We start from the raw sequence: 23,477 nt of genomic DNA, 5'->3' as shown, positions 1-23,477 counted from the left end.
TTTGGCAGGTCGTGGACGAGCCCGTCGTCAACAAGCACATCCCCGACCTCGAAACGCTCGAGGCCATCGTCTCGCAACGATGCGCCCAACTCGCCCACGACCGACAAACCCTCAAGGGGAGAGCCGGCTTCCACTGGTGGCCACCCATCGCCAACGCGAGCTGATCACCCGGAAATGGTATGACACGTCAGCCTTTCGACCGCTGTCGCCAGTCCCGCCAGTCGACAGGTTCATTTTCGCTGCTCACGACCTCCACCTGCTGCGGCGCGAGGCGCTCGGTGAACAGCATGAGGTTGAGGCCGCGCCACCGCGCGCTGGGCGCGATCAGGCCGTCGAAGCCCAGAAAGAAGGCGGCGTTGGCGATCGGTTGGGTGCGGTCATAGTCGCGGTCGGCGTAGCGGGTCGTGTCGATCCCGAGCCGGGCGAGCGTCGGCAGGTCGGCAAGCTTCAACGTCTGCGCCGCGGAAACCCTCAGCTTGTGGGCGAACCAGCGGGTCTTCGAGGGGAAGACCGGTTGCAGCGACAGCAGCGCATGGATCTCCGCGATCGCTCCGTCGCGATCGAACGCCGTGTAGAGAACGTCGAATGTCCCGTCACACCAACGGCTCGAGGACGCTCGACCGAGCGCCGGATCGCGCCCTTCGAGGGCGACGCGCCAGACCTCGGAAACCAGCGGGAGCCGGGGGAACGCGTCGATCGCATCCAGGAGATCGAGGTCACGAGCCAGTCTGGACGTCTCCGTCACCTAGGTGAACGCGCCCGCGTCGATGGCTTCGATGACAGCCAGAACGGCTTCTGTCTTTCCTTCGTTGATCAAATCGATCGCTCGCGCGCCGCCGAGCATCGGATGGCGGGCGTGAAGCCAGAGTCGAGTCTCCTCGGGCGTATAAAAATCGCTCAGCCGGTCGACGACATATCTCAATTCCGCAATGACAGTCTGCGTCTTCAGATCCGGCGTCGACTTGCCGCTCGACCAGCGCGAGACCGTCGCCGGGGACACCGACACGATATTGGCGATGTCCTTTCCTTGCAGACCCCCATCGAATTTCAGATGGTCGAGAATTTTGCTGAGCGCCGCCGACATCCTGTAACTCCCAAGCCGGCCGCGAATAGCGCCGTCATCGCGAGCGAAGCGAAGCGATCCAGGGCCGCTGGGCCGCTGTCGCGCCCTCTGGTCGTCCCGCCGCCCTTCGTTGCGAGCAGAAGACGGAGCGATTTCTTCCGCAGGAAGCAAGCGGCGGCATGGATTGCTTCGTCGCTTTGCTCCTCGCAATGACGGGGTTGGGAGTTACGACATCCTGATGCTCGTTTCTCTTCACCTTGATTAGGCGAGGCAATTTCCCGAAGGCGCTGGCGCCGGTCGCTGACCGTCTCGAGCGCTGCGAGCGCGTCCCGCAATCGGCTTGGCGTTCCCGACCGTTGTGTTCCTAATATGTCCACACATATTCCATACCGATTGCACGAAGTCAAGAAAATGCAAGCCTTCTGCAATCAAAGAAGGCCATTCCGTTGTGAACGCTCGGGACCCTCGCTCACCCGCCCGCCGACCGGCTCAGCCACGCCTCCTCGTCGATCGTCTCGACGCCGAGCTCGCGCGCCTTCGTCAGCTTCGAACCCGCGCCCGGCCCGGCGACGACGAGGTCGGTCTTGGCCGAGATCGAGCCCGACACCTTGGCCCCGAGCCGCTCGGCCATCGCCTTGGCCTCGTCGCGGGTCATCTTCTCCAGCGACCCGGTGAACACGATGGTCTTGCCCGCCAGCGGATGGCCGGCGGCGATCGCCTCCATCGGCTCGACCGTGACCTCGCGCTCGAGCGCGTCGAGCGCGGCCTCGTTCCGCTCCTCGGCGAAAAAATCGGCCACCGCCTCGGCGACCACCGGCCCGATCCCCTCGATGTGAGCGAGTTCCTCCGCCGCGCCGTCGCCGCGGACTGCGGCGCGGAAGGTTTTCCAGTCGCCGTAGTGGCGGGCGAGGCGGCGCGCGTTGGTCTCGCCGACGTGGCGGATGCCGAGCGCGAACAGGAAGCGGTTCAGCGCGATCCTGCGCCGCGCCTCGATCGCCTCGAACAGGTTTCGCGCCGAAACGTCGCCGTAGCCTTCCCACTCGCGCAAGGGGGGACGGTCCTTCCCGTCGCGGGCGCGCAGGGTGAAGATGTCGGCGGGGGTGCGGATCAGCCCCTCCGTGAAAAAGAGCTCGATCTGCTTGTCGCCCAGACCCTCGATGTCGAAGGCGTTGCGCGAGCAGAAATGCCTCAAGCCCTCGACCGCCTGCGCCGGGCAGACGAGATGGCCGGTGCAGCGGGTGACGACGTCCCGCTTGCCGGTCTTCTCGTCGAGTTCCCGCAGCGCTTTCGAACCGCACACCGGGCAGGTCTGCGGGAACCGAAAGGGTTCGGCGCCGGGCGGCCGTTTGTCGATCAAGACATCGACAATCTGCGGGATGACGTCGCCGGCGCGCTGGACCACGACGGTGTCGCCTTCGCGAACCTGCAACCGCTCGATCTCGTCCTCGTTGTGCAGGGTCGCGTTCGATACGACCACGCCGCCGACGGTGACGGGCTTCAGCTTGGCGACCGGGGTCAGCGCGCCGGTGCGCCCGACCTGGATCTCGATCCGCTCGAGGACCGTCGTCGCCCGCTCGGCGGGGAACTTGTGCGCGACCGCCCAGCGCGGCGAGCGCGAGACGAAGCCGAGCCGCTGCTGCAGCGCGAGGTCGTCGACCTTGTAGACGACGCCGTCGATGTCGTAGCCGAGGCTCGCGCGGTCCGCCTCGATCGCGCGGTAGGCGGCGAGCATCTCGTCCGCCGTCCGGCAGAGTTTCGTCAGCGGATTGGTCGGCAGGCCGAAACGGCCCATCGCCGCGATCGCCTCGTGCTGCGTGGCGGCGAAGGGTTCGCTGACCTCGCCCCAGGCGTAGGCGAAGAACTGCAGCGGCCGCGAGGCGGTGACGCGCGGGTCGAGCTGGCGCAGCGAACCGGCGGCGAAGTTGCGCGGATTGGCGAACACCGGCCTGCCCATCTCCGCCTGCCGGGCGTTGAGGGCGGCGAAATCGGCGAGCCGCATGTAGACCTCGCCGCGCGCCTCGAAGATTTTTGGCGCGCCCGAAAGGCGCTCGGGGATGGCTTCGATCGTACGGACGTTGGCGGTGACGTCCTCGCCCTCGTAACCGTCGCCGCGCGTCGCCGCCTGCACGAGTTCGCCGTCCTCGTAGCGCAGCGCGCACGACAGGCCGTCGATCTTGGGCTCGGCGGTGACGGCGAGCGGGACGTCGTCGCCGAGGCCGAGGAAGCGCCGCACCCGGGCGCAGAACTCGCCGACCTCCTCGTCGGCGAAGATGTTGGAAAGCGACAGCATAGGCACGGCGTGCCGCACCTTGGCGAATTTTTCCGAGGGCGCCGCACCGACCTTTTTCGACAGCGAGTCCGCGTCCGCGAGTTCGGGAAACGTCGCCTCGAGCGCCTGGTAGCGCCGGCGCAAGTCGTCGTAGTCGGCGTCGGAGACGGTCGGCGCGTCTTCCCGATAGTAGCGTCGGTCGTGTTCCGCGATCTCGGCGCCGAGGCGGGCGTGTTCCGCGCGCGCCATGGCGAGGGTCTGGGCTGGCCGGGGCTTTCGAGTCATGCGGAGAAGGCTAGCGCAGGGGCGGGCGACGCGGAAGCCTGCGCCTCGCAGGGCGGGGCTGGCGAGCCCGCGGGCGCCGGGCGACCCGGCTGTCGAAGGCGCTTCCACCGCCAGGAGGTCCGTCGGATCGGTCGCCGGTCGTCTCGTCCCGACCGAACGGCCGCAATCGCGCCGGCTGGCGCTGCAGGCGTCGGACTTTTTACCTACGCACAAGGTTTAGATGGAGGATCGTTGCGCGTCGATGTCCTCGACGCCATATGGTCATAGTCGCTTATTGGATTCTGAATGTAGTGACGACGATACGGTATCGTCTCGGAAAACCGCGGGGGTGGCCTTATTACGGCGCGGCGCTGGCGATTACGCTCCTGTTTGCGCTGTTGTCGGCCTGGGTGGTCGGGCAGGACCGCTCGGCGGACTACGCTTCCGAACGAAGGGCGATGCTCAACACGGCGCGACTGGTCGCCGACAATCTCGGCGAGTCGTTCGATCGAATCGACGCGCTGCTGAAGTCGGTCGGGCGGCTGTACGCCTCCGGCCGGGCAAGCGCGCCGGGGGACGCAGCGCGCCTCGCCGATGACCTGAACAAGGAGATCGCCGATCATCCGATCGTCGCGCGCCTCTACGTCGCCGACGCCGGGGGGAAGATCGTCGCCGGCGGCGGCGCGTTCGTCTCGGCCCCGACCGCCTTCCATGTCGCCGACGCTGCGTTCTTCAGGCAGGCGGCGGCCGGCGACCACGGCCTGATTTTCTCCGGGCCGGCCAAGGCCAGATTCGGCCCCGGTTGGCTGATCGCCCTGTCGAGGCGCGTCGACGACGACAAGGGAGAATTTCTCGGCGTCGTCAGCGCCAGCATCACGGTGGACGCGCTCACCCGCCTGTTCTCGACGCTCGACTATGTCGACCGCGGGGTCGTGGCCCTGTGGACTGACGACGGCGTCCTGGTCGCCCGCTACGCCAAGGAGTCGGGGCCGGACGCCCTCGTCGGCGCCGACATCCTGTCTGGAACGGCGAAAGCCCTGCTGCGCGAGCATCCCGAACAGGACCACAACGCCTACGACGGACCCTCGTCGGTCGATGGCGTCGACCGGCTGTTCGCCTATCAGAAGATCGGCGCCGCGCCATACCTCGTTGTCGTGGGCGTGCCGAAGGCCGCGCTCGACCAGACCTGGCGCCGGATCGCGGTCGCGCTCGGCCTGCTCTGCGCCGCGATCGCGGTCGCCACATTCTGGATCGCGCGCCGGCAACATGCCTGGGCCCTGCACCTCGACGAGGACAACAGGCTCCTCGAACAGCGCGTCGCCGAGCGGACGGCGGAACTCGAGCACAAGAACCGCGCCCTCGTCGCGAGCGAACGGAAATTCAGCGACGCGATGGAGTCGGCCTCGAACCCGATGGCTCTCGTTTCGCCCGACGGGCGATTCCTCGAGGTCAATTCCGCGGCGTGCGCCTTGCTCGGCCATACGCGCGATGAGCTGCTCGCCCTGCCGGTTCGCAGCATCGTGGCGCCGGATCAAACGCCTCCCGATCTGGACATGGCGCGCCGCCTCGCGACCGGCGAGGCGCCGACGTACCGGGTCGTCAGGCGCTTCCTGCACAAGGACGGACGATCGATTCCGGTGCAAGTGGACGTGTCGGCCGCCAGAAACGCATTCGGGTACGCAGAGTATTACATCGCGCAGGGTCAGGACGTCTCGGCGCGTCTCGCCTATGAGAACCGTCTCGAGACTCTGAACGCGGAACTCCTCGAGCGGGTGGAGCGCGAGGTCGAGGCGCGGCGATCGGCGCAGGCCCGGCTCGCGCAAAACGAGAAGATGGCCGCCCTCGGCGAGCTCGCCGGCGGCGTCGCGCACGACTTCAACAGCGTTCTGCAGGTCGTGCGGATCGGCGCGGCGTCCATCGGCCGCCTGCCCGGCGATCCGGGCAGGGTCCGCTCCTTCGCGGCGATGATCGAGAAGGCGACGGCGCGCGGCGCCGCGATCACCGGGCGCCTGCTCGCGTTCGCGCGACGCAACGAACCCAGCCTCGGCCCGGTCGACATCGCCTCGGCGCTGTCCGACGTCGTTGCGGCGCTGAAATCGACGATTCGTTCCGGCGTCCGCCTCGTCGTCGACGTCGCTCCGGATCTGCCCGACGCCGTCGCGGATCGCGCGCTGCTCGAGGCGGCGCTGGTCAACCTCGCGACCAATGCGGCGGACGCCATCGCCGGCGAAGGGCGGATCACCTTCTCCGCCCGCCGGCAGCGCGCGTTCGACGGCGACCTGCACGGGCTTCAGCCGGGCGACTATGTCCGCATCGACGTCGAGGACGACGGCGTGGGCATGGACGAAACCACGCTGTCGCGCGCCTTCGAGCCCTTCTTCACGACCAAGGCGGTCGGCAGGGGGACCGGGCTCGGTTTGCCGACCGTCCGCGCTTTCGCCGAGCAGAGCGGCGGCGCGCTCGCCCTCGCGTCCCGCCCCGGCGAAGGGACGACAGCCAGCCTCTGGCTGGCCGTGGCCGCCGGAGAGGAGACGTCCGCGACGCTCGCTGCGCCGGCCGGCGCCGACGCGGGCGGAGCTTTGCGGGTCCTGCTGGTCGACGCCGACGAAACCCTGCGCGAGACGCTGGCGCGCGACCTCGCCAAGTACGGCCTCATGGTCGACGCCGCCGCCGGCGTCGAAGCGCTCGCGCTGCTCGACGCCGGCCGGGAATACGACGTGATCGTCACGGATGCGGCGACGCCCGCGCCGAGCGGCGTGACCGTTCTCGAGGAAGCCCGTCGCCGCAATCCGGACGTTCCCGTCGTCGCCTTGACGGGAAACGCCGCAGCGCCGGATCTCGCAACGCTCGCCGGGGCTCGGGTGCGCCAGCCCATCTCCACGGTCGCGCTCGCCCGCGCCATCGTCGGCGCGGCGCGGACTGTGGGCGCGTCCCCGCGCCGCTGGGGCATGCGCGCATGACCGCCCGATGACCGCGGTTCGGTCATTGACGAAAGCGCCGGTTCGCGCGATGGCGTCATTTCGTCTCATGGCGCGGCGCGCGAGCCCTCAGTATGGTCACAGCGCTTCCCGCCCAGCCGGACGTCCTGCGGTTCGCTGCGGTTCCGGCTTGTCCCCCGGGGTTGGTTCGCCAACCCCTCCACCTCATCCAGAGGGAGTTGCGCGTTGGATCATTTCGATGCCGATGTCCTGATCGTCGGGGCAGGCGGGGCGGGCCTGCGCGCCGCCATCGCGGTTGCGGAGGCGGACCCCTCGCTCACCGTGGCGCTCGTCTCGAAGGTCCTGCCGATGCGCAGCCACACGGTGGCCGCGGAGGGCGGATCGGCGGGCGTGATCCAGTCGACGGATTCGCTCGAGGCGCATTTCCACGACACCGTCGCCGGCGGCGACTGGCTGTGCGAGCAGGACGTGGTCGAATTCTTCGTCAGCCGCTCGACGCCCGAGATGATCCAGCTCGAGCACTGGGGCTGCCCGTGGAACCGCAAGCCCGACGGCAACATCAACGTGCGCGCCTTCGGCGGCATGAAGATCGAGCGGACCTGGTTCGCCGCCGACCGCAGCGGCTTCCACATCCTGCACACCCTGTTCCAGACCTCGACCAAATTCCCCTCGATCAAGCGGTTCGACGAGTATTTCTGCGTCGACCTGATCGTCGACGACGGCCGGGCGCAGGGCGCGACGGTGCTCTCGCCCGTGACCGGCGCGTTCACCGCCATCACCGCGCGTTCCGTGATCCTCGCCACCGGCGGCGCCGGCCGGGTGTTCCGCCAGAACACCAACGGCGGCGTTGTCACCGGCGACGGCATGGCGCTCGCCTACCGGCACGGCGTCCCGCTGCGCGACATGGAGTTCATGCAGTATCATCCGACCTGCATGCCGGGCACCGGCCTCTTGTTCACCGAGGCCTGCCGCGGCGAAGGCGGCCACCTCGTCAACAAGGACGGCTACCGCTACCTGCAGGATTACGGCCTCGGGCCGGTCACGCCGGAACCGCGCAACAAGACCATGGAGCTCGGGCCGCGCGATCGCCTCAGCCAGGCGTTCTGGCACGAATCGCAGAAGGGCCGCACGTTCGAGACCCCGGGCGGCGACGCGGTCTGGCTCGATCTCAGGCACCTCGGCGCCGCCAAGATCAAGGAGCGGCTGCCGCTGATCCGCGAGATGGCGATCGAGTTCATGGACATCGATCCGGCCCTGGGGCAGATCCCCGTGCGCCCGGCCGTGCACTACACGATGGGGGGCGTGCCGACCGACATCCGCACCGCCACCTCGCTTCCCGGGCTCTACGCCGCGGGCGAGTGCGCGAGCTCGGGCATCCACGGCGCCAACCGGCTCGGGTCGAATTCGCTGGCGGAACTGTTCGTGTTCGGCCACGTCGCCGGCGACGAGGCGGTCAAGTTCTCCAGGGGCGTGTCGGCCAGCGACAGCGGCAAGCTGATCGACCAGGCCAAGGCGAGCGCGGCGAAGGCGCTGAGCTTGCGCGACCAGAAGGGCGGCGGCGAGCGTCACGCCGTTCTGCGCAAGGAGATGGCCCTCACCATGGAGAAGGGCTGCGGCATCTATCGCGACGCGGCCGGCATGCAGGCGACCTGCGACAAGCTCGCCGAGCTGAAGCGGCGCTACCGCGAGGTCACGCTCGAGGACAAGTCCGCGGTGTGGAACACCGACTGGGTCACGGCGCTGGAGCTCGGCTACGAGCTCGACGTGGCGGAAGCGGTGGCGGCGAGCGCGCTCGCGCGGCGCGAGTCGCGCGGCGCGCATCAGCGGCTCGACGGCTACGAAAATCGCGACGACGCGCATTTCCTCGCTCACAGCCTCGCGACCTATCGCGAGGCCGCCGCCCCCGAGATTTCTTACGGGCCGGTGAAGATCACCACGTCGCAGCCCGCCGTGCGCGCCTATGGCGCCCTCGGCGAGGCGCTCGAAGCCAAGAAGGATGCGGCTCATGCCTGACGTTGCGCTCGCCGCAAAGACTGTTCAGCTCAAGGTCCTGCGCTACCGCCCCGGACAGGACGCCGAGCCGTCGTACGGGACGTTCGAGGTGCCCTACACCGACGACATGTCGGTGCTGCAGGCGCTGCAGACGATCAAGGACGAACTCGACAGTTCGCTCAGCTTCCGCTGGTCCTGCCGCATGGCGGTGTGCGGCAGCTGCGGCATGATGATCAACGGGACGCCGAAGCTCGCTTGCAACACGTTTCTGCGCAATCTGCCGAAGGGGCCCGTCACCGTCGAGCCCCTGAACAACTTCCCGATCGAGCGCGACCTCGTCGTCAGCGTCGGCGACTTCGTCAAGAAGATCGAGAGCATCTACCCCTACATCATCCCCAAGACGCCGAAGACGGTCGAGGAGGGGCCCTATCTCCAGACGCCGGCGCAGATGGCGGCCTACGAATCGTTCAGCGACTGCATCAACTGCATGCTGTGTTACGCGGCCTGCCCGCAGTTCGGCGAGAACCCGGCCTTCATCGGCCCCGGCGCGATGGCGCTGCTGCAACGCTACAACGGCGATTCGCGCGACGGCGGCCAGCAGAAGCGCCTCGACACCATCCACGGCGAGGACGGCGTGTGGTCGTGCACGGCGGTGGGCGTCTGCTCCGAGGTCTGTCCCAAGCAGGTCGATCCGGCCAACGCCATCAACCAGAACAAGACCAACAGCGCGTTCGACTTCTTCCTGCGCTTCGTCAGAAAGGACGCCCGATGAGCGAGAGCCGCCCCTACCGGCGCCCCATCGATCCCAAGTGGTGGTGGGCGCCCGGACCTTATCGCGCCTACACGCTGCGCGAACTCAGCGGCGTCGCCGTGGCGCTCTACGGCGCGGTGCTGTTCGCCGGCCTGATCTGCCTGGTGAGCGGGCCGATGGCCTGGGACTCCTTCCTCGGATTCCTGAGGAGCCCGGTTTCGATCGTCCTGCACCTCGTTCTGCTGGCGGGCGTCGTGTACCACGTGAAGACCTGGTTCGAGACGCTGCCGAAGACCATGCCGAAGATGATCGTCAACGGCAAACAGGTCCCGGCGACGGAGATCACGCGGAAGGCGCAGATGGTCGCGGCCGGCTGCTCGCTCGTCCTCGTTGTCATTGCAGCATGGGCATTCCGATGAGCCAGACCGTTCAGACGACCCACAAGCCCGAAAAGCGCAGCATTTCCCCGCTGTTCTGGCTGCCCTTCGGCGCGGGCGGCATGTTGTTCGCGCTGTTCGGGCCGGGCCTTGTCCTCGCCACCGGGATTCTCGGCCCGACGGGGATGGGCCTGCCGAGCTACCATCAGGCGTTGGCCTTCGCGCACAACCCGATCGGCAAGCTGATCGTGCTCGCCGTCATCGCGCTGGCCTTCTGGCACGGCGCCGAGCGGATTTACCTCACCCTCAAGGACATGAAGGTCGGCGCGCTCCCCGATCTCAAGTGGGGGACCTACGGCGTCGCCGCCGTGGTGACCCTGGCCACCGTCATCCTGCTGCTGGTCGTGGGCTTCTAGGGCGGCCTGCGGTCCGCCGGAGGAGAGCGCAAAGCCGCTCCGGAGCCGCAAGGGCGCCCGCCTGACGACGAAGGCGGACGCCGCGATTTCGCGCGCGCCGCAACGCGATCGGGTGACCCCCGCCGACCCATCGCGTTTTGACCGGCGGCCGGCGTCGGGATCGCCGGCGCGCGCCGGCAAGCCGTCCCGCCGCCGCAACATCGCGAAAGCGGCCGAGGCCCGACACGGCGCCGCAATTCCAGACATCCTCCTCCCGAACGACCGTGCGGGGATGACCGTCCGGGTGCGGAGACGGCGCGACGTCGGCCGGACGGGTGAACCGGCGCACTTGTTTGTCCCTTCCACTACGTCTTCAGCGGTATTGACATTTCGTCGAGCGCAACGCCTATCGGCAATAAGCAGTGCACGACAGTAGAGTTTGCCGGGCATACGTACTATCCCCGAGTGTACACGCACCGGCGATTGAGACATCCAAGTCTTGCTCGTCCGTGCGGCGCCGTGGCGCGAGCCTGCGCCTGGATCGCCCGAAGACAAGCCTCCGATTGTAATCCATGCGTTGTTTACAAACGCCCTTCCCGTCTGCCGATTTCAATGCGGACTCAACACGGAGGTGTGGTCATGAAGCCGATTTCACCACGTTCCCACAGGCTGCGACGCACGAACCTTCTCGCAAGACAGCTGGCGTCCGTTTCCCTCGTGGCGCTCTGCGCCCTGGCGACGACGGGCGCCCATGCGGCCGTCAGGTACACGTTCACGACGCTCAACAATCAGACCGACCCGACTTTCAATCAATTGCTCGGGATCAACGACAATGCCCTGATCGCAGGCTACTACGGCAGCGGGGCGACGGGCCATCCGAACAAGGGGTACCTCCTGTCGCCCCCCTATGGGCAGCGGAACTACACGAACGAGAACATGCCCAATTCGGTCCAGACCCAGGTCACCGGGCTGAACGACAGCGGCACGACGGTCGGCTTCTTCGCCAACACCAATCAGGGGAGCGGCGACGCCAATACCGGATTCTACAACACGGGCGGTCCCACCGGGACCTATTCCCAGGTCGTCAATCCCCACACGCCGAACATACCGGGCGAGGTCAACCAGTTGCTCGGCGTGAACAATCAGAATGTCGCGGTCGGCTTCTACAACGACGCCAACGGGAGTTCGCACGGCTACACTTTCAATACCAAGACGCTGACGTTTTCGGCCGACATCAACGCGCCCAACGCCACGAGCACCACCACCACGGCGATCAACGATTATGGCCAGCTCGCCGGTTTCGCGACCGTGGGCAGCCTCACCGAGGCCTTCCTCGACCACAACGGCCATTTCGGTTTCTTCGAGATCCCGGGCTCCACGAACACCGAGTTTTTCGGACTGAACGATTATGGCGTCGCCGTCGGCGACTACGTCACCGCCCAAGGAACCACCATCGGCATCGTGTTCAATACCAAGACCTTCACGTGGGTGACGCTCCAGGCGCCGCGGGCGAACGGGATGACCGTCGTCAACGGGATCAACAACCATGACGACGTCGTCGGATTCTATCTCGACGGGGCGGGAAACACGAACGGTTTCCTGGCGACTCCCTCCGCGACGCCGGCCCCGGTGTCCGCGCTGGCGAGCGCCGTCGCCACCGCGCCGGAGCCTTCGACCTGGGCGCTCATGGTTCTCGGCTTTTGCGGCCTCGGCTACGCGTCGCGCGCCCGGCGCAGGAAGGTCGCGATCGCGTAAAGCTCGCGTCCTCGAATCGGGGGGCGGCGGCGGCTTCCCGCGCAGGCCGGCGCCGACCCGCGCTCAGTCCAGCATGTGACTGACCATGCCGTCGGCGAGCTTGGGCTCGAACCATGTCGATTTCGGCGGCATGATTCGCCCGGCGTCGGCGACCGCGATCAGGTCGCTCATCCGCGTGGGGTAGAGCGCGAAGGCGACCGCCATCGTTCCCGACGACACCAGCCGTTCGAGCGCCTCGAGTCCGCGGCCGCCGCCGACGAAGTCGATGCGCTTGTCGCGGCGCGGGTCGGTGACGCCGAACACCGGCTCGATCACGTTCTTCGCCAGCAGCGTGACCGGCAGGCGCGCCACCGGATCGCCGCTCGCGCGCGCCGCGCCCAGGATTTCGGCCTTCAGCGCCAGGCGAAACCAGCGTCCGCCCAGCGCCATGCCGACCTCGTCCGGCCGGCCGGGGCGGACCGGCCCGTCGCTCGGCTCGATCGTGTAGCGCTGGCCGATCTCGCGCAGGACTTCGTCCGGCGTGAGACCGTTGAGGTCGCGCAGCGCGCGGTTGTAGTCGAGAATCGTCATCTGCTGCTCGGGCAGGAGGACGGCGAGGAAATAGCCGTCGTCGAGGCCGCGCGCCTGCGCCACCCGCAGGGCGGCGGCGGAGCGGTGATGGCCGTCGGCGATGTAGAGCGCGGGCAGGGCGTCGACGGCGCGGCCGAGGTCGGCGATCACGGCTTCGTCGTCGATCGGCCAGAGCTCGTGGCGCACGCCGTCGTCGGCGGTCACGTCGACCTCCGCCGCGCCGGCGGCGGCTCGCGCGAGAATCGCGTCGACCGCCGGCGCCTCCGGATAGGCGAGCATCACCGGGCCGGTCTGCCCGCCGACCGCCTCGATCTGGCGGACGCGGTCGTCCTCCTTGGCGTGGGTGGTGAGTTCGTGCTTGCGGATGCGGTTTTCGGCATAGGCCGCGAGCGAGGCGACCGCGGCGAAGCCGGTCTCGACATGGCCGCGCCAGGTGAGGCGGTAGGCGTAATAGCAAGGCCTCGCGTCGCGCACGAGCGCGCCGGCCTCGATCATCTGCTTCAGGTTTTCGGCCGCCCGGGCGTAGACGGCCGGGTCGTACGGGTCGATCGAAGGATCGAGGTCGATCTCCGCCTTCGAGACATGCAGGAAGCTCCACGGCTTGCCCTTCGCCCGTTCGCGCGCTTCGGCGCTCGACAGCACGTCGTAGGGCGGGGCGAGAACCTCCGCCGCGCGCCCGGGCGCGGGACGAAGGGCGCGGAACGGCTTGATCAGGGTCATGACGGCTCCCGGGGTTGCGCCGCGTGTCTTGCCCCGGTCGGCTGCGCCTGGCAAGCGCGGCGGCCGGCGCCGAGGGCGCGCCGCCCCGCTCACCGGCGCGGCGGGACGACCTCGCCGTCTTCCTTGACGAACCGGCCGATGTCGGGGCTCGGCAGCAGGTCGAGAACGACCTCCGACGGCCGGCACAGCCTGACGCCCTTCGGCGTGACGACGATCGGCCGGTTGATCAGGATCGGGTGCGCGATCATGAGGTCGACGAGTTGCTCGTCGCTCCATTTCGGATCGCCGAGCCCGAGTTCGGCGTATGGGGTCCCCTTCTCGCGCAGAAGCGCGCGCGCAGGAATCGCCATCGCCGCGATCAGGTCCCTCAGCCGCTCGCGGGTCGGCGGCGTCTTCAGATATTCGATCACCACCGGCTCCTCGCCGCTCTGCCGAATCATCGCCAGCACGTTGCGGGAGGTGCCGCATTTCGGGTTGTGGTAGATGGTGACGGTCATTCATGGGCCTCGCGCGAGAATCCTGACCATGACGGTCGCGGTCGCCGGACACAATCCGGCGCCCTGGCGGGTCGAGAGAATCGACGCGGGCGCCTCTCGCCGTTCGACGGCGGCGAAGCCCTGCGCCTCGAAATAGCCTCGGGCGCTGGTGGTGAACAGCCAGACGCGCTCGCAGCCGAGTCGGACCGCGTGGTCGAGCAGCCAGTCGACGATTCCGCGCCCGACGCCCTCGCCGCGCGCCTCCGCCGCAACGACCACGGAGCGCAGCAGGCCGTCGCGGCCGCAGAGTTCCAGGCCGCCGTAGCCGACGGCGGTCCGATCGCGCGCGAAGCCGAACAGCAGAACGCCCGGCTCGGCGATGTCGTCGGCGGGAAGGCCGGCGGCGGTCAAGGCCGCGCGCAGCGCGTCGCTTTCGTCGCCTTCGAGGCGCATTCCCCGAAGATCGCCGTCGTCCGTCATGGCGCGCGCCCCGCGACGGCGGCGCCGCCTGCGCCCCGCTCGTACCAGTCCCGGGTGCTGTTGACGATCCAGACGGCGGACAGCATCACTGGAACCTCGATCAGCACGCCCACGACCGTCGCCAGCGCGGCGCCGGAGTTGAAACCGAACAGGCTGATGGCGGCGGCGACCGCGAGTTCGAAGAAGTTGCTGGCGCCGATCAGCGCCGACGGCCCGGCGACGCAATGCCGCTCTCCCGCCATGCGGTTGAGCAGATAGGCCGCCCCGGCGTTGAAATAGACCTGGATCAGGATCGGCACGGCGAGCATCGCGATCACCAGCGGCTGCGCCAGGATCTGCTCGCCCTGGAAACCGAACAGGAGGACGAGCGTCGCGAGCAGCGCGACGAGCGAGAGCGGGCCGAGCCGGTCGAGCAGGCGCCCGAGCGCCGCGTCGCCGCCGCTCGCGAGCACGGCGCGTCTCGCCGCCTGCGCCACGATCACGGGAATGACGATATAGAGCACGACCGACAGCGTCAGCGTGTCCCACGGCACGGTGATGGCGGAAAGGCCGAGCAGCAGGCCGACGATCGGCGCGAAGGCGAACACCATGATCGTGTCGTTGAGCGCGACCTGCGAGAGGGTGAAGTGCGGCTCGCCCTTCATCAGGTTGCTCCACACGAACACCATCGCCGTGCAGGGCGCCGCGGCGAGCAGGATCAGCCCCGCGATGTAGGAATTGATCTCGCCGGCCGGCAGCCACGGCCGGAACAGGTAGCCGACGAAGAACCAGCCGAGCGCGGCCATCGAGAACGGCTTCACGCCCCAGTTGATGAACAGGGTGACGCCGATGCCGCGCCAGTGCTCGCCGACGCGGCCGAGCGCCGCGAAATCGATCCTGAGAAGCATCGGCACGATCATCAGCCAGATCAGCGCGGCCACCGGCAGATTGACCCTGGCGACCTCGAGCCCGCCGATGGCGTGGAAGAGCCCGGGCAGAGCATGGCCCAGCGCCACGCCTGCGACGATGCAGAGAAACACCCAGACGGTCAGGAAGCGTTCGAAAACCGACATCACGTCGCCTCGCTTGCCGTGGCGGTCGCGCCTTCCATCCGGCCGATCTCGCCGAGCTTCGCGTTCAGGGTGAGCCTGTCGAGGCTGCGCATCGGCAGGCTCGTGAAGACGGAGATGCGGTTCTTGAGATACCGGAACGCGGTGTTGAAGGCGCGCTCCTTTTCGATGTCCGTCCCCTCGACCGCGGCCGGGTCCTCGATGCCCCAGTGCGCCGTCATCGGCTGCCCCGGCCAAATGGGGCAGGCCTCGCCCGCCGCGCTGTCGCAGACGGTGAAGACGAAATCCATGTTCGGCGCGCCGGGAACTGCGAACTCGTCCCAGCTCTTCGAGCGGAAGCCGTCGATCGGATAGCCGTGCGCCTCGAGGACCTCGAGCGCGAAGGGGTTGACCGTCCCTTTCGGATGGCTTCCGGCGGAAAAGGCGTTGAAGCGGCCGGCGCCGTCCTGACGCAGGATGCTCTCGGCCAGAACGGATCGGGCCGTGTTGCCCGTACAGAGGAAGAGCACGTTGTACACCGGGGGCCTCAGTTGCAGCAGGTGGGAGCGCAGCAGGCGCCCGGCTGTTTCCCTGCGAGGCGGCCCGGCTTGGTCGCTCGCACGAACGCGCTCATGAACTTGCCCTCGACCTGCGACGCGATGGCGTCGACGTCGAAGCCCCTGCCGGCCAGATGCGCGCGCGCGTCCTCGACATCGTAAATGCGGGTCGGCTCGACGCCGATCGCCTCGAAGCCCGCCGCAGCGAGCTTCATCCGGTAGTCGTTCTCGTCGAGCGCGCCGGCGATGCATCCCGCCCAGAGCAGAACGTCCTTACGGATCCGCTCGTGGATCGTCCCCCGGGTGACGACGTCGGAGACGGCGAACCGCCCGCCCGGCTTGAGCACGCGGAACGCCTCCCGAAGCACGCGGTCCTTGTCGGCAGACAGGTTGATGACGCAATTCGAGATGACGACATCGACCGAGTCGTCGGGCAGCGGAATGCGCTCGATTTCCCCCTTCAGGAACTCGACGTTCGCGGCGCCGGCCTTGCGCTGGTTCTCGCGCGCCAGCGCGAGCATGTCGTCGGTCATGTCGAGGCCGTAGGCCTTGCCGGACGGGCCGACCCGGCGAGCCGACAGCAGCACGTCGATGCCGCCGCCGGAGCCGAGATCGAGTACGGTCTCGCCTTCGACGAGCTCGGCGAGCGCGGTCGGGTTGCCGCAGCCGAGCGACGCCAGCACGGCTTCTTCCGGCAAGGACCCGGTTTCGTCAGCCGCGTAGAGGTTCGCCGAAATCCCCTCGGATCCGCATTCTCCGTCGTAGCAGCATGACGAACCCGGCGTCCGAACATTGCGGGCGATTGCGCCGTAGCGGTCGCGCACGACCTCCTTGATATCGACGTCCGACATGACGGTCTCCTCACGGGCAGGCGCAGGTGATGGCTTCGGGCCGAATCGCCTTGTTGCGGGTGCAGCATTCGGCGAACAGAAATCCGACGAGTTCCTGAAGGGCTTTGGTGTTTGCCGTGTGGCAAAGGTATGTGCCTTCGCGACGCGCCGACACGAGCCCCTCGTTCTTCAGCTTGTCGAGGTGATGCGAGAGGGTCGACGGCGGGATGCCGAGTTCCGCCCCGATCTCGCCGACGACGAGGCCTTCGGGGTGGGCCGCCAGCAGCAGGCGAACGATCCTGAGCCGCGGCTCGGCGCCGAGGGCCGCGAGCATGTCGGCGTAGCGGGCGATGGCGTCGGAGTCGTTCTGGGGCATCTTGACCTCTTCGATAGTTCTATAAATATAGAAATATCGAATATCAAGACGTGCAGGGGCGCCGCGGTCCTCGGGAGACGCCGCCCGCCGACTGGCGCCGGCCGACACCCGAGCTACCAACCGGCCGAGATCCGGGGGGCGGCCGGGCAGCGGCCCGAAGCCGCGCCCGCCCGTAACACCCAGGCCGCCGTCATCACCAGGAGCGAAGCGACGTGGCGCGTCATCGCCAGGAGCGACCCCCGGACTTGGATCCAGACTTGGATCCGGGGGGACGTGGCGATCCAGGGGGGCGCGGCCAAGGCCTGCCGTATGCCGGGCGTGGCCGCGCTGCAACGTCGGCGCAGGCGGCCCCTGGATCGCCGCGTCGCCCTTCGGGCGCCTCGCGAGGACGGCGGGAAGCGTCATCGCCCCCGCCTCGGCGTCGACGACCGCCCGTTATGCCCAAGGCGCGCTAAGGCTCGGGTGTTGCGCCCGCCCGGAAAATCCAGCGAAAACACTTGAAAACGCTCGAAACCGGCTCGCCATCGGGGGAGCCGCGCGAAGCGTTCAGCCGCGCGTCCAGTCGGTCAGCGTCACGCCGTCGCCGAGCGGGACGGTCTCGCCGGGCGTCAGGCCGGCGCCGGCGAGGCACGCCTCCGGGTCGCCGTCGAAGCGATCGCGGGCGAACAGGCGCAGGCCGCCGGGGACGCGGACGTCGCCGACGCGGCAGAGGTGGAAGACGTCGTAGCCGAGATCGAGGAACAGGCTGTAGACCTTCGGGCCGCCGATCGCGGCGACCTGCCCGCCCGCGACGCCGAGCGCTTCGAGCGCCTGGCGCAGCGACGCGCCGGCCGGGTTCCAGAGCCGAGCCAGCGGATTCGCCGGATCGGGGGCGACGCTCGCCACCGACCCGGTCACGACGAGGCGGGGGCGAAGCGCCGCCTTCGGCTGGATCTCCTGCGAATGGCGGCCATGGACCACCGCTGAAAACGGTTCGAGGGCCGCCTCGAACCAGGCCTTGTCCGAGTCGCGCTGCAGCGCGAGCGGCATGACGCCGGTCTCGTCGGCGATCATGCCGTCGGCCGAGACGATGGCGAAACCCTCGATGCGCCAGGGTCCGATCATGGGCTACTCGGTCCGGTCCGCATTGACCAGCGACAGGAACTCGCCCCGGGTCACCGGGCTGTCGCGGAAGACGCCGAGCATGCGGCTGGTGACGAGGTCGGCGCCGCGCTTGTGGACGCCGCGGCTGATCATGCAATGATGGGCCGCTTTCACCACCACGGCCACGCCCTGCGGCTTGAGGACATCCTCGATCGTGTTGGCGATCTGGGCGGTCAGGCGCTCCTGGATCTGCAGGCGCTTGGCGAAGATTTCCACCACCCGGGCGAGCTTCGAGATGCCGACCACCCGCTTGTCCGGGATGTAGCCGACCCAGGCGCGGCCGATGATCGGCGCAACGTGATGCTCGCAATGGCTCTCGAACGTGACGCCGCGCAGCACGATCATCTCGTCGTAGCCGTCGACCTCGGAGAAGGTCTTGCGCAGCACCTGCTCAGGGTCCTCGTCGTAGCCGGCGAAATACTCGCGGAAGGCGCGCTTGAGGCGGTTGGGGGTCTCGCGCAGGCCGTCGCGCTCCGGATCCTCGCCGATCCAACGCAGCACCGTGCGGAACGCCTCCTCGACCTCGGGATCGCTGACGCCGTGGCCGCCGGTTTCGAGCTTGTGAATCATTCCTGCCTGTCCTCTTGGGGCCGCGACTGTAGCGGAGCCGCGACGAATTCTCAAAACCGGTCAGCGGTAGAGGTCGAGCCGCGTCGGCGGCAGGCCGCTCGGGGCCCTCACCCGCTTCATCGCCAGCGTCTGGTAGACGCCGGCGTTGTTGCGCTCGAAGGTGATCGAGCAGGCGGCGAGATAGGCGAGCCAGACCCGCGCGGTCGCGGCGCCGACCTCGGCTGCCGCCTCGTCGAAGCGCGCCCAGAGCCGGTCGTGCCAGAAGCGCGTGGTGCGCTGGTAATGTTCGCGCCAGCACTCCACGTCGCGCACCTCGAACCCGGCGAGCTCGAGATTGGCGATGGTGCGCCCGAGATAGTCCAGTTCGCCGCCTGGAAAGATGTAGCGCGTCAGCGCCTGGAACTCCGGCCGCTTCTTGCCGGTCCGGGCCGCGTGGCTGCCGCCGGGGCGGGTGATGGCGTGATGCAGGTACAATCCGCCAGGCTTGAGGAGGCGCTGGACCGTCTCGAAATACTTCGTGAAATTGGCGAGGCCGACGTGCTCGAACATGCCGACCGACACGATCTTGTCGAATTGGGCGTCGCCTTCGATCAGCGCGTAGTCGCGCTGCTCGAACCTCACCTGGTCCGAAAGCCCGCGCCGTTCGGCCTTCTCGCGCGCGAGCGCGATCTGCCGCTCCGACAGCGTCACGCCGAGAACCCTCGCGCCGTAATGCTCGGCGGCGTGGCAGGCGAGCGATCCCCAGCCGCTGCCGATGTCGAGCAGGGTGTCGCCCGGCCGGAGCCGGAGCTTGCGGCAGGTCATGTCGAGCTTCTGCCGCTGCGCGGCGTCGAGATCATCGCTCCAATTGTGGAAATAGGCGCAGGTGTAGACCATGTCCGAATCGAGCCACAACGCGTAGAAGGCGTTTGAGACGTCGTAGTGGTAGGCGATGTTGCGGGTGTTTTCGCCTTCCGAGCCGTCGCTTTCGCGGTCCCGCCCGACGTGTTCGAGCGGCCACGGGCCGCCGCGCGGCACGAACAGGAACGGCAGAAGCGCGCGCAGCGTCGACAGCGACGCGAGCGACTTGCGCAGCTCGCGCGTCCGCCCCTTCGGCCGGCGCGCGACGAGATCGAAGATCGAGCCGTTGACGAGGTCGATCCGTCCGGCCGCCCAGAGGTTGGCGAAGGTGGTGATGTTGGGCCGCTTGAGCAGCGCCGCCACCGCGCCCTCGTCGGCGATGGCGAGGCGCAGACCGTCGGCGGGCCAGGTCTCGGGAACCGTCGCGCCGTCCCACAGGCCGAACCCGAATCCCGGCTCGATGCGCCGATGGATGTCGGCGAGCAGGCGCTTCAGCGAGGCGAGGCGCGAGTCTGCCCCTGTCATGGTCACACATCCTTCCCATCGGCCGTCGGCGCGAAGGAACGCCGCGGAGACGCTCATACACCATTCCGGTCCCTGGCCAGGATGGACAGGACGAACGAGGCGAGGCAAAGAGCCTCGCCTGACACGGGAGCCTTGCGAACCGACATGGAACAGTGGCGACGAGGCGGGCTTGTCGTTCGCGACGCCGGCATCCAGGATCTGGACGCGATCGCGAGCCTGGAGCGGGCTTCCTTTCCTGAAGATCAGGTTTCGCGGCGATCGTTCGCCTGGCACCTGCGCGCGCCCCACCGGCCGGTGATCGCGGCGACGATCGCCGGCCAGATCGCCGGCTATGTCCTCGTCGCGCTCAGCAAGGGAGGCCACACCGCGCGCATCTACACCCTCGCGGTCGACCCGCGCTTCGCCCGCCGCGGCGTCGGATCGGCGCTGCTCGCGGCGGCGGAGAAATATGCGCTCCGCCACGAACGCGAGGCGTTGACGCTCGAAGTCCGCTACGACAACGCGCCGGCGATCGCCCTGTACGAACGATGCGGTTTCCGCCCGTTCGGCGAGCACGAGGATTATTACGCCGACGGCGCGACGGCGCTTCGCTACAAGAAGAAGCTCGCGCTGGCCCCGGGCGCCAAGCGGACCGGGAAACCGGCGGAAAAGCAAGGCGAACCCCGGATGCCGCCCCGGGTTGCGTTCACACGTGAAAACTCATAAGAAGCGATCTTCTTTGCGGAACTTGATATGACGAACGCGTTGCCTGCCCATTTGAAGAGACTCGAAGCCGAATCAATCCACATTATGCGTGAGGTCGTCGCCGAGACGCGCAATCCGGTGATGCTGTACTCGATCGGAAAAGACTCGAGCGTCATGCTGCATGTGGCGATGAAAGCCTTTCATCCCGCGAGGCCGCCGTTTCCCCTGCTCCATGTCGACACGACTTGGAAGTTCCGCGAAATGATCACGTTTCGCGACGAGACGGCGCAGCGGCTCGGTCTGAACCTCATCGTGCATATCAACGAGGATGGCGTCCGCCGCGGGATTTCGCCGGTCGCGTCCGGCTCGCAGGTCCATACCCAGATCATGAAGACCGAGGCGCTGCGTCAGGCGCTGGACAAGGGCGGCTGGGACGCGGCGTTCGGCGGCGCGCGGCGCGACGAGGAGAAGAGCCGAGCCAAGGAGCGCATCTTTTCGCATCGGTCGGCCGCTCACGCCTGGGATCCGCGCAACCAGCGTCCGGAACTGTGGCGGCTGTTCAACACGCGCATGCGCGACGGCGAATCGATGCGTGTGTTCCCGCTGTCGAACTGGACCGAACTCGACGTGTGGGAATATATCGAAGCGGAAAATATTCCGGTCGTGCCGCTGTATTTTTCCAAGGCGCGCCCGGTGGTCGAGCGCTCCGGCGCCTTGATCATGGTCGACGACGACCGCCTTCCGCTCGAGCCCGGCGAAGTTCCGCGCGAGATCAAGGTCCGCTTCCGCACGTTGGGCTGCTACCCGCTGACCGGGGCGATCGAGTCCGAGGCCGAGACGCTGGCCGACATCATCGCGGAAATGCGCGCCTCCACCACCTCCGAGCGGCAGGGCCGTCTGATCGACAGCGACGAAGCGGGTTCGATGGAGAAGAAGAAGCGGGAGGGGTATTTCTGATGAACGAGGCGCTCAGACTATCCGCGCTTCCGACCCTGCGGCTCCTCACCTGCGGCTCGGTCGACGACGGCAAGTCGACCCTGATCGGGCGCCTGCTTTACGAAAAGAAGCTGATCTTCGACGACCAGCTTTCGGCGCTGGAGCGCGACTCGAAGAAGTTCGGGACGACCGAGGACGACATCGACTTCGCCCTGCTGGTCGACGGACTCGAGGCGGAACGCGAGCAAGGCATCACGATCGACGTCGCCTATCGCTACTTCGCCACCGAGAAGCGCTCGTTCATCGTGGCCGACACGCCGGGGCACGAGCAGTACACCCGCAACATGGCCACCGGCGCCTCCAACGCCGATCTCGCCATCGTGCTCGTCGACGCGCGCAAGGGGCTGCTGACCCAGACCTATCGCCATTCGATCATCGCGTCGCTGCTCGGGATCCGGCACATTGTTCTGGCGGTGAACAAGATCGACCTCGTCGGATACGACGAGAAGACGTTCCGCGACATCGTCATCGCGTATCGCCAGTTCGCCGAGCCGCTCGGCTTCCACTCGCTGTACGCCATCCCCCTGTCGGCGCGCTACGGCGACAACGTTTCGGCGACGAGCGAACGCACCCCCTGGTTCGAGGGCGTGCATCTGATGGACTATCTCGAGCGCATCGAGGTCGAGGAGGACCGCCGGACCGCGCCGTTCCGCCTGCCGGTCCAGTGGATCAATCGCCCCCACCTCGACTTCCGCGGCGTCGCCGGCACGATCGCCAGCGGGCGGGTCGCCAGGGGCGACCCGATCGTCGTGGCGGGTTCCGGTCGTCAGACCACGGTCGCCGGAATCCTGGTCGCCGACGCGGAGGCCGAAAGCGCCGAGGCCGGCGACGCCGTCACCCTGACGCTCGCCGACGAACTCGACATCGCGCGGGGCGACGTGCTGTCGCATCCGGACCATCGTCCGGAAGTCGCCGACCAGTTCACCGCGAACGTCATCTGGATGAGCGCGGACGCGATGCTGCCCGGGCGGTCCTATCTGATGAAGATCGGGACCAGGACCGTCCCGGCTTCCGTCACCGAACTCAAGCATCGGCTCGACGTCAACACCTACGACAAGCTCGCCGCCAAGCGGCTCGACCTCAACGAGGTCGGCCTCTGCAATCTGGCCGTCACCATGCCGGTCGCCTACGACGCCTATGTCGACAACCGCGACACCGGCTCGTTCATCCTGATCGACCGTCTGACCAATGGGACCGCCGGCGCCGGCATGATCGCCCACGGGCTCCGCCGCGCGACCAACGTTCATTGGCAGGGCCTCACGGTCGGGCGAGAGGCGCATGCGCGTCTCAAGCACCAGAAGCCGGCGGTGCTGTGGTTCACTGGGCTCTCGGGCGCCGGCAAGTCGACCATCGCCAACGTGGTCGAGGCCAAGCTCCACGCCCGCGGGGTTCACACCGCCCTGCTCGACGGCGACAACGTCCGCCACGGCCTGAACAAGGACCTCGGCTTCACCGCCGCCGATCGCGTCGAAAACATCCGGCGCGTCGGCGAGGTGGCGAGACTCATGACCGATGCCGGGCTGATCGTGCTCTGCTCCTTCATTTCGCCCTTCCGCGCCGAGCGAAAGCTCGTGCGGGATACGGCGGCGGCGGGAGAGTTCATCGAGATTTTCGTCGACACGCCGCTCGCGACGGCGATCGCGCGCGACCCGAAGGGCCTCTACAAGAAGGCGCTCGCCGGCCAGATCAAGAACTTCACCGGCGTCGATCAGCCCTACGAGCGGCCGGAGAGCCCGGATCTCACGCTCCTGTCCGGCGAGGAGGGCGTGGAAGCGCTGGCCGACCGGGTGGTCGCCGAGCTGGAGCGGCGCGGGAACGTCGCAAGGTTCTGAGCGGCGGCGCGACGCCGCTCGACGGGGAGACGACTCCACGTCTTG

Annotated in this window: 22 protein-coding genes; 9 read left to right on the top strand and 13 right to left on the bottom strand. The window is 68.0% G+C overall.

The genetic code is table 11. The features are described 5' to 3' along the window. Positions 1 to 187: 187 nt before the first annotated feature. From DFR50_RS25245 to ligA, 3 genes are all read right to left on the bottom strand, one after another. A complete protein-coding gene (locus tag DFR50_RS25245; RefSeq protein WP_113892033.1) occupies positions 188 to 745 on the bottom strand; it encodes an RES family NAD+ phosphorylase in 558 nt (185 codons plus the stop codon). After that, the gene (locus DFR50_RS25240; protein ID WP_113892032.1) at positions 746 to 1,084 is read right to left on the bottom strand and encodes an antitoxin Xre/MbcA/ParS toxin-binding domain-containing protein; all 339 of its coding nucleotides are present in this window, start codon (positions 1,082 to 1,084) and stop codon (positions 746 to 748) included. It lies immediately after the preceding gene. Positions 1,085 to 1,532: 448 nt separating this feature from the next. After that, positions 1,533 to 3,617, bottom strand: coding sequence for an NAD-dependent DNA ligase LigA (gene ligA / locus DFR50_RS25235; RefSeq protein WP_113892031.1), 2,085 nt, complete (start codon positions 3,615 to 3,617; stop codon positions 1,533 to 1,535). Between the two features lie 290 nt (positions 3,618 to 3,907). Between ligA and DFR50_RS25230 the strand changes: the two genes are divergently transcribed. The 6 genes from DFR50_RS25230 (at position 3,908) to DFR50_RS25205 (ending at position 11,805) form a co-directional block, all read left to right on the top strand. Further along, entirely contained in the window at positions 3,908 to 6,556 is a 2,649-nt protein-coding gene (locus DFR50_RS25230; protein ID WP_170153384.1) for a hybrid sensor histidine kinase/response regulator, read from the top strand. Positions 6,557 to 6,760: 204 nt separating this feature from the next. Continuing rightward, positions 6,761 to 8,548 (top strand): fumarate reductase (quinol) flavoprotein subunit, encoded by a 1,788-nt coding sequence (gene frdA, locus DFR50_RS25225; RefSeq protein ID WP_113892029.1) that lies wholly within the window; start codon positions 6,761 to 6,763, stop codon positions 8,546 to 8,548. Beyond that, entirely contained in the window at positions 8,541 to 9,299 is a 759-nt protein-coding gene (locus DFR50_RS25220; protein WP_113892042.1) for a succinate dehydrogenase/fumarate reductase iron-sulfur subunit, read from the top strand. The genes frdA and DFR50_RS25220 overlap by 8 nt, the downstream gene beginning before the upstream one ends. Beyond that, on the top strand, positions 9,296 to 9,697 hold the full coding sequence (locus tag DFR50_RS25215) for a fumarate reductase subunit C (RefSeq protein ID WP_113892028.1): 402 nt from the start codon (positions 9,296 to 9,298) through the stop codon (positions 9,695 to 9,697). Before DFR50_RS25220 ends, DFR50_RS25215 begins: the two co-directional genes overlap by 4 nt. Further along, complete coding sequence (gene frdD, locus DFR50_RS25210; protein ID WP_113892041.1) at positions 9,694 to 10,071, top strand: fumarate reductase subunit FrdD; 378 nt, start codon at positions 9,694 to 9,696, stop codon at positions 10,069 to 10,071. The genes DFR50_RS25215 and frdD overlap by 4 nt, the downstream gene beginning before the upstream one ends. Positions 10,072 to 10,689: 618 nt before the next feature. Next, on the top strand, positions 10,690 to 11,805 hold the full coding sequence (locus tag DFR50_RS25205; RefSeq protein ID WP_170153383.1) for a PEP-CTERM sorting domain-containing protein: 1,116 nt from the start codon (positions 10,690 to 10,692) through the stop codon (positions 11,803 to 11,805). 63 nt (positions 11,806 to 11,868) lie between these two features. Here DFR50_RS25205 and DFR50_RS25200 read toward each other — a convergent pair whose 3' ends face one another. The 10 genes from DFR50_RS25200 to DFR50_RS25155 all read right to left on the bottom strand — a co-directional run bounded on the left by DFR50_RS25200 (position 11,869) and on the right by DFR50_RS25155 (position 19,920). Then, entirely contained in the window at positions 11,869 to 13,095 is a 1,227-nt protein-coding gene (locus DFR50_RS25200; protein WP_113892026.1) for a DUF1015 domain-containing protein, read from the bottom strand. Between the two features lie 89 nt (positions 13,096 to 13,184). After that, complete coding sequence (gene arsC / locus DFR50_RS25195; protein ID WP_113892025.1) at positions 13,185 to 13,592, bottom strand: arsenate reductase (glutaredoxin); 408 nt, start codon at positions 13,590 to 13,592, stop codon at positions 13,185 to 13,187. After that, the gene (gene arsN2, locus DFR50_RS25190) at positions 13,593 to 14,051 is read right to left on the bottom strand and encodes an arsenic resistance N-acetyltransferase ArsN2 (protein WP_113892024.1); all 459 of its coding nucleotides are present in this window, start codon (positions 14,049 to 14,051) and stop codon (positions 13,593 to 13,595) included. Next, positions 14,048 to 15,103, bottom strand: coding sequence for an ACR3 family arsenite efflux transporter (gene arsB, locus DFR50_RS25185; RefSeq protein WP_113892023.1), 1,056 nt, complete (start codon positions 15,101 to 15,103; stop codon positions 14,048 to 14,050). Before arsB ends, arsN2 begins: the two co-directional genes overlap by 4 nt. Further along, positions 15,103 to 15,618, bottom strand: coding sequence for an arsenate reductase ArsC (locus DFR50_RS25180; RefSeq protein WP_425376092.1), 516 nt, complete (start codon positions 15,616 to 15,618; stop codon positions 15,103 to 15,105). Before DFR50_RS25180 ends, arsB begins: the two co-directional genes overlap by 1 nt. Before the next feature lie 8 nt (positions 15,619 to 15,626). Continuing rightward, entirely contained in the window at positions 15,627 to 16,487 is an 861-nt protein-coding gene (locus DFR50_RS25175; RefSeq protein ID WP_113892022.1) for an arsenite methyltransferase, read from the bottom strand. 10 nt (positions 16,488 to 16,497) lie between these two features. Beyond that, on the bottom strand, positions 16,498 to 16,842 hold the full coding sequence (locus tag DFR50_RS25170; RefSeq protein WP_113892021.1) for an ArsR/SmtB family transcription factor: 345 nt from the start codon (positions 16,840 to 16,842) through the stop codon (positions 16,498 to 16,500). A gap of 546 nt (positions 16,843 to 17,388) precedes the next feature. Next, positions 17,389 to 17,946 (bottom strand): dihydrofolate reductase family protein, encoded by a 558-nt coding sequence (locus tag DFR50_RS25165; protein ID WP_113892020.1) that lies wholly within the window; start codon positions 17,944 to 17,946, stop codon positions 17,389 to 17,391. Positions 17,947 to 17,949: 3 nt separating this feature from the next. Continuing rightward, on the bottom strand, positions 17,950 to 18,555 hold the full coding sequence (gene folE / locus DFR50_RS25160; protein WP_113892019.1) for a GTP cyclohydrolase I FolE: 606 nt from the start codon (positions 18,553 to 18,555) through the stop codon (positions 17,950 to 17,952). Positions 18,556 to 18,615: 60 nt separating this feature from the next. Then, the gene (locus DFR50_RS25155; RefSeq protein WP_113892018.1) at positions 18,616 to 19,920 is read right to left on the bottom strand and encodes an SAM-dependent methyltransferase; all 1,305 of its coding nucleotides are present in this window, start codon (positions 19,918 to 19,920) and stop codon (positions 18,616 to 18,618) included. A gap of 144 nt (positions 19,921 to 20,064) precedes the next feature. Between DFR50_RS25155 and DFR50_RS25150 the strand changes: the two genes are divergently transcribed. Genes DFR50_RS25150 through cysN form a run of 3 tightly spaced genes read left to right on the top strand, consistent with a single transcriptional unit; the run spans position 20,065 to position 23,432 of the window. Further along, positions 20,065 to 20,625, top strand: coding sequence for a GNAT family N-acetyltransferase (locus DFR50_RS25150; RefSeq protein WP_170153382.1), 561 nt, complete (start codon positions 20,065 to 20,067; stop codon positions 20,623 to 20,625). A 27-nt stretch (positions 20,626 to 20,652) separates the two neighbouring features. Further along, the gene (gene cysD, locus DFR50_RS25145; RefSeq protein WP_210209039.1) at positions 20,653 to 21,561 is read left to right on the top strand and encodes a sulfate adenylyltransferase subunit CysD; all 909 of its coding nucleotides are present in this window, start codon (positions 20,653 to 20,655) and stop codon (positions 21,559 to 21,561) included. Further along, positions 21,561 to 23,432 carry a sulfate adenylyltransferase subunit CysN gene (gene cysN / locus DFR50_RS25140; protein WP_113892017.1) on the top strand — a complete coding sequence of 624 codons (1,872 nt, stop codon included), beginning with the start codon at positions 21,561 to 21,563 and terminating at the stop codon, positions 23,430 to 23,432. The genes cysD and cysN overlap by 1 nt, the downstream gene beginning before the upstream one ends. Positions 23,433 to 23,477: the final 45 nt, after the last annotated feature.

The sequence above is a fragment of the Roseiarcus fermentans genome, from assembly GCF_003315135.1.
In the GTDB taxonomy this organism is placed as follows: domain Bacteria; phylum Pseudomonadota; class Alphaproteobacteria; order Rhizobiales; family Beijerinckiaceae; genus Roseiarcus; species Roseiarcus fermentans.
This window is presented reverse-complemented; position numbering and strand designations above follow the sequence as displayed.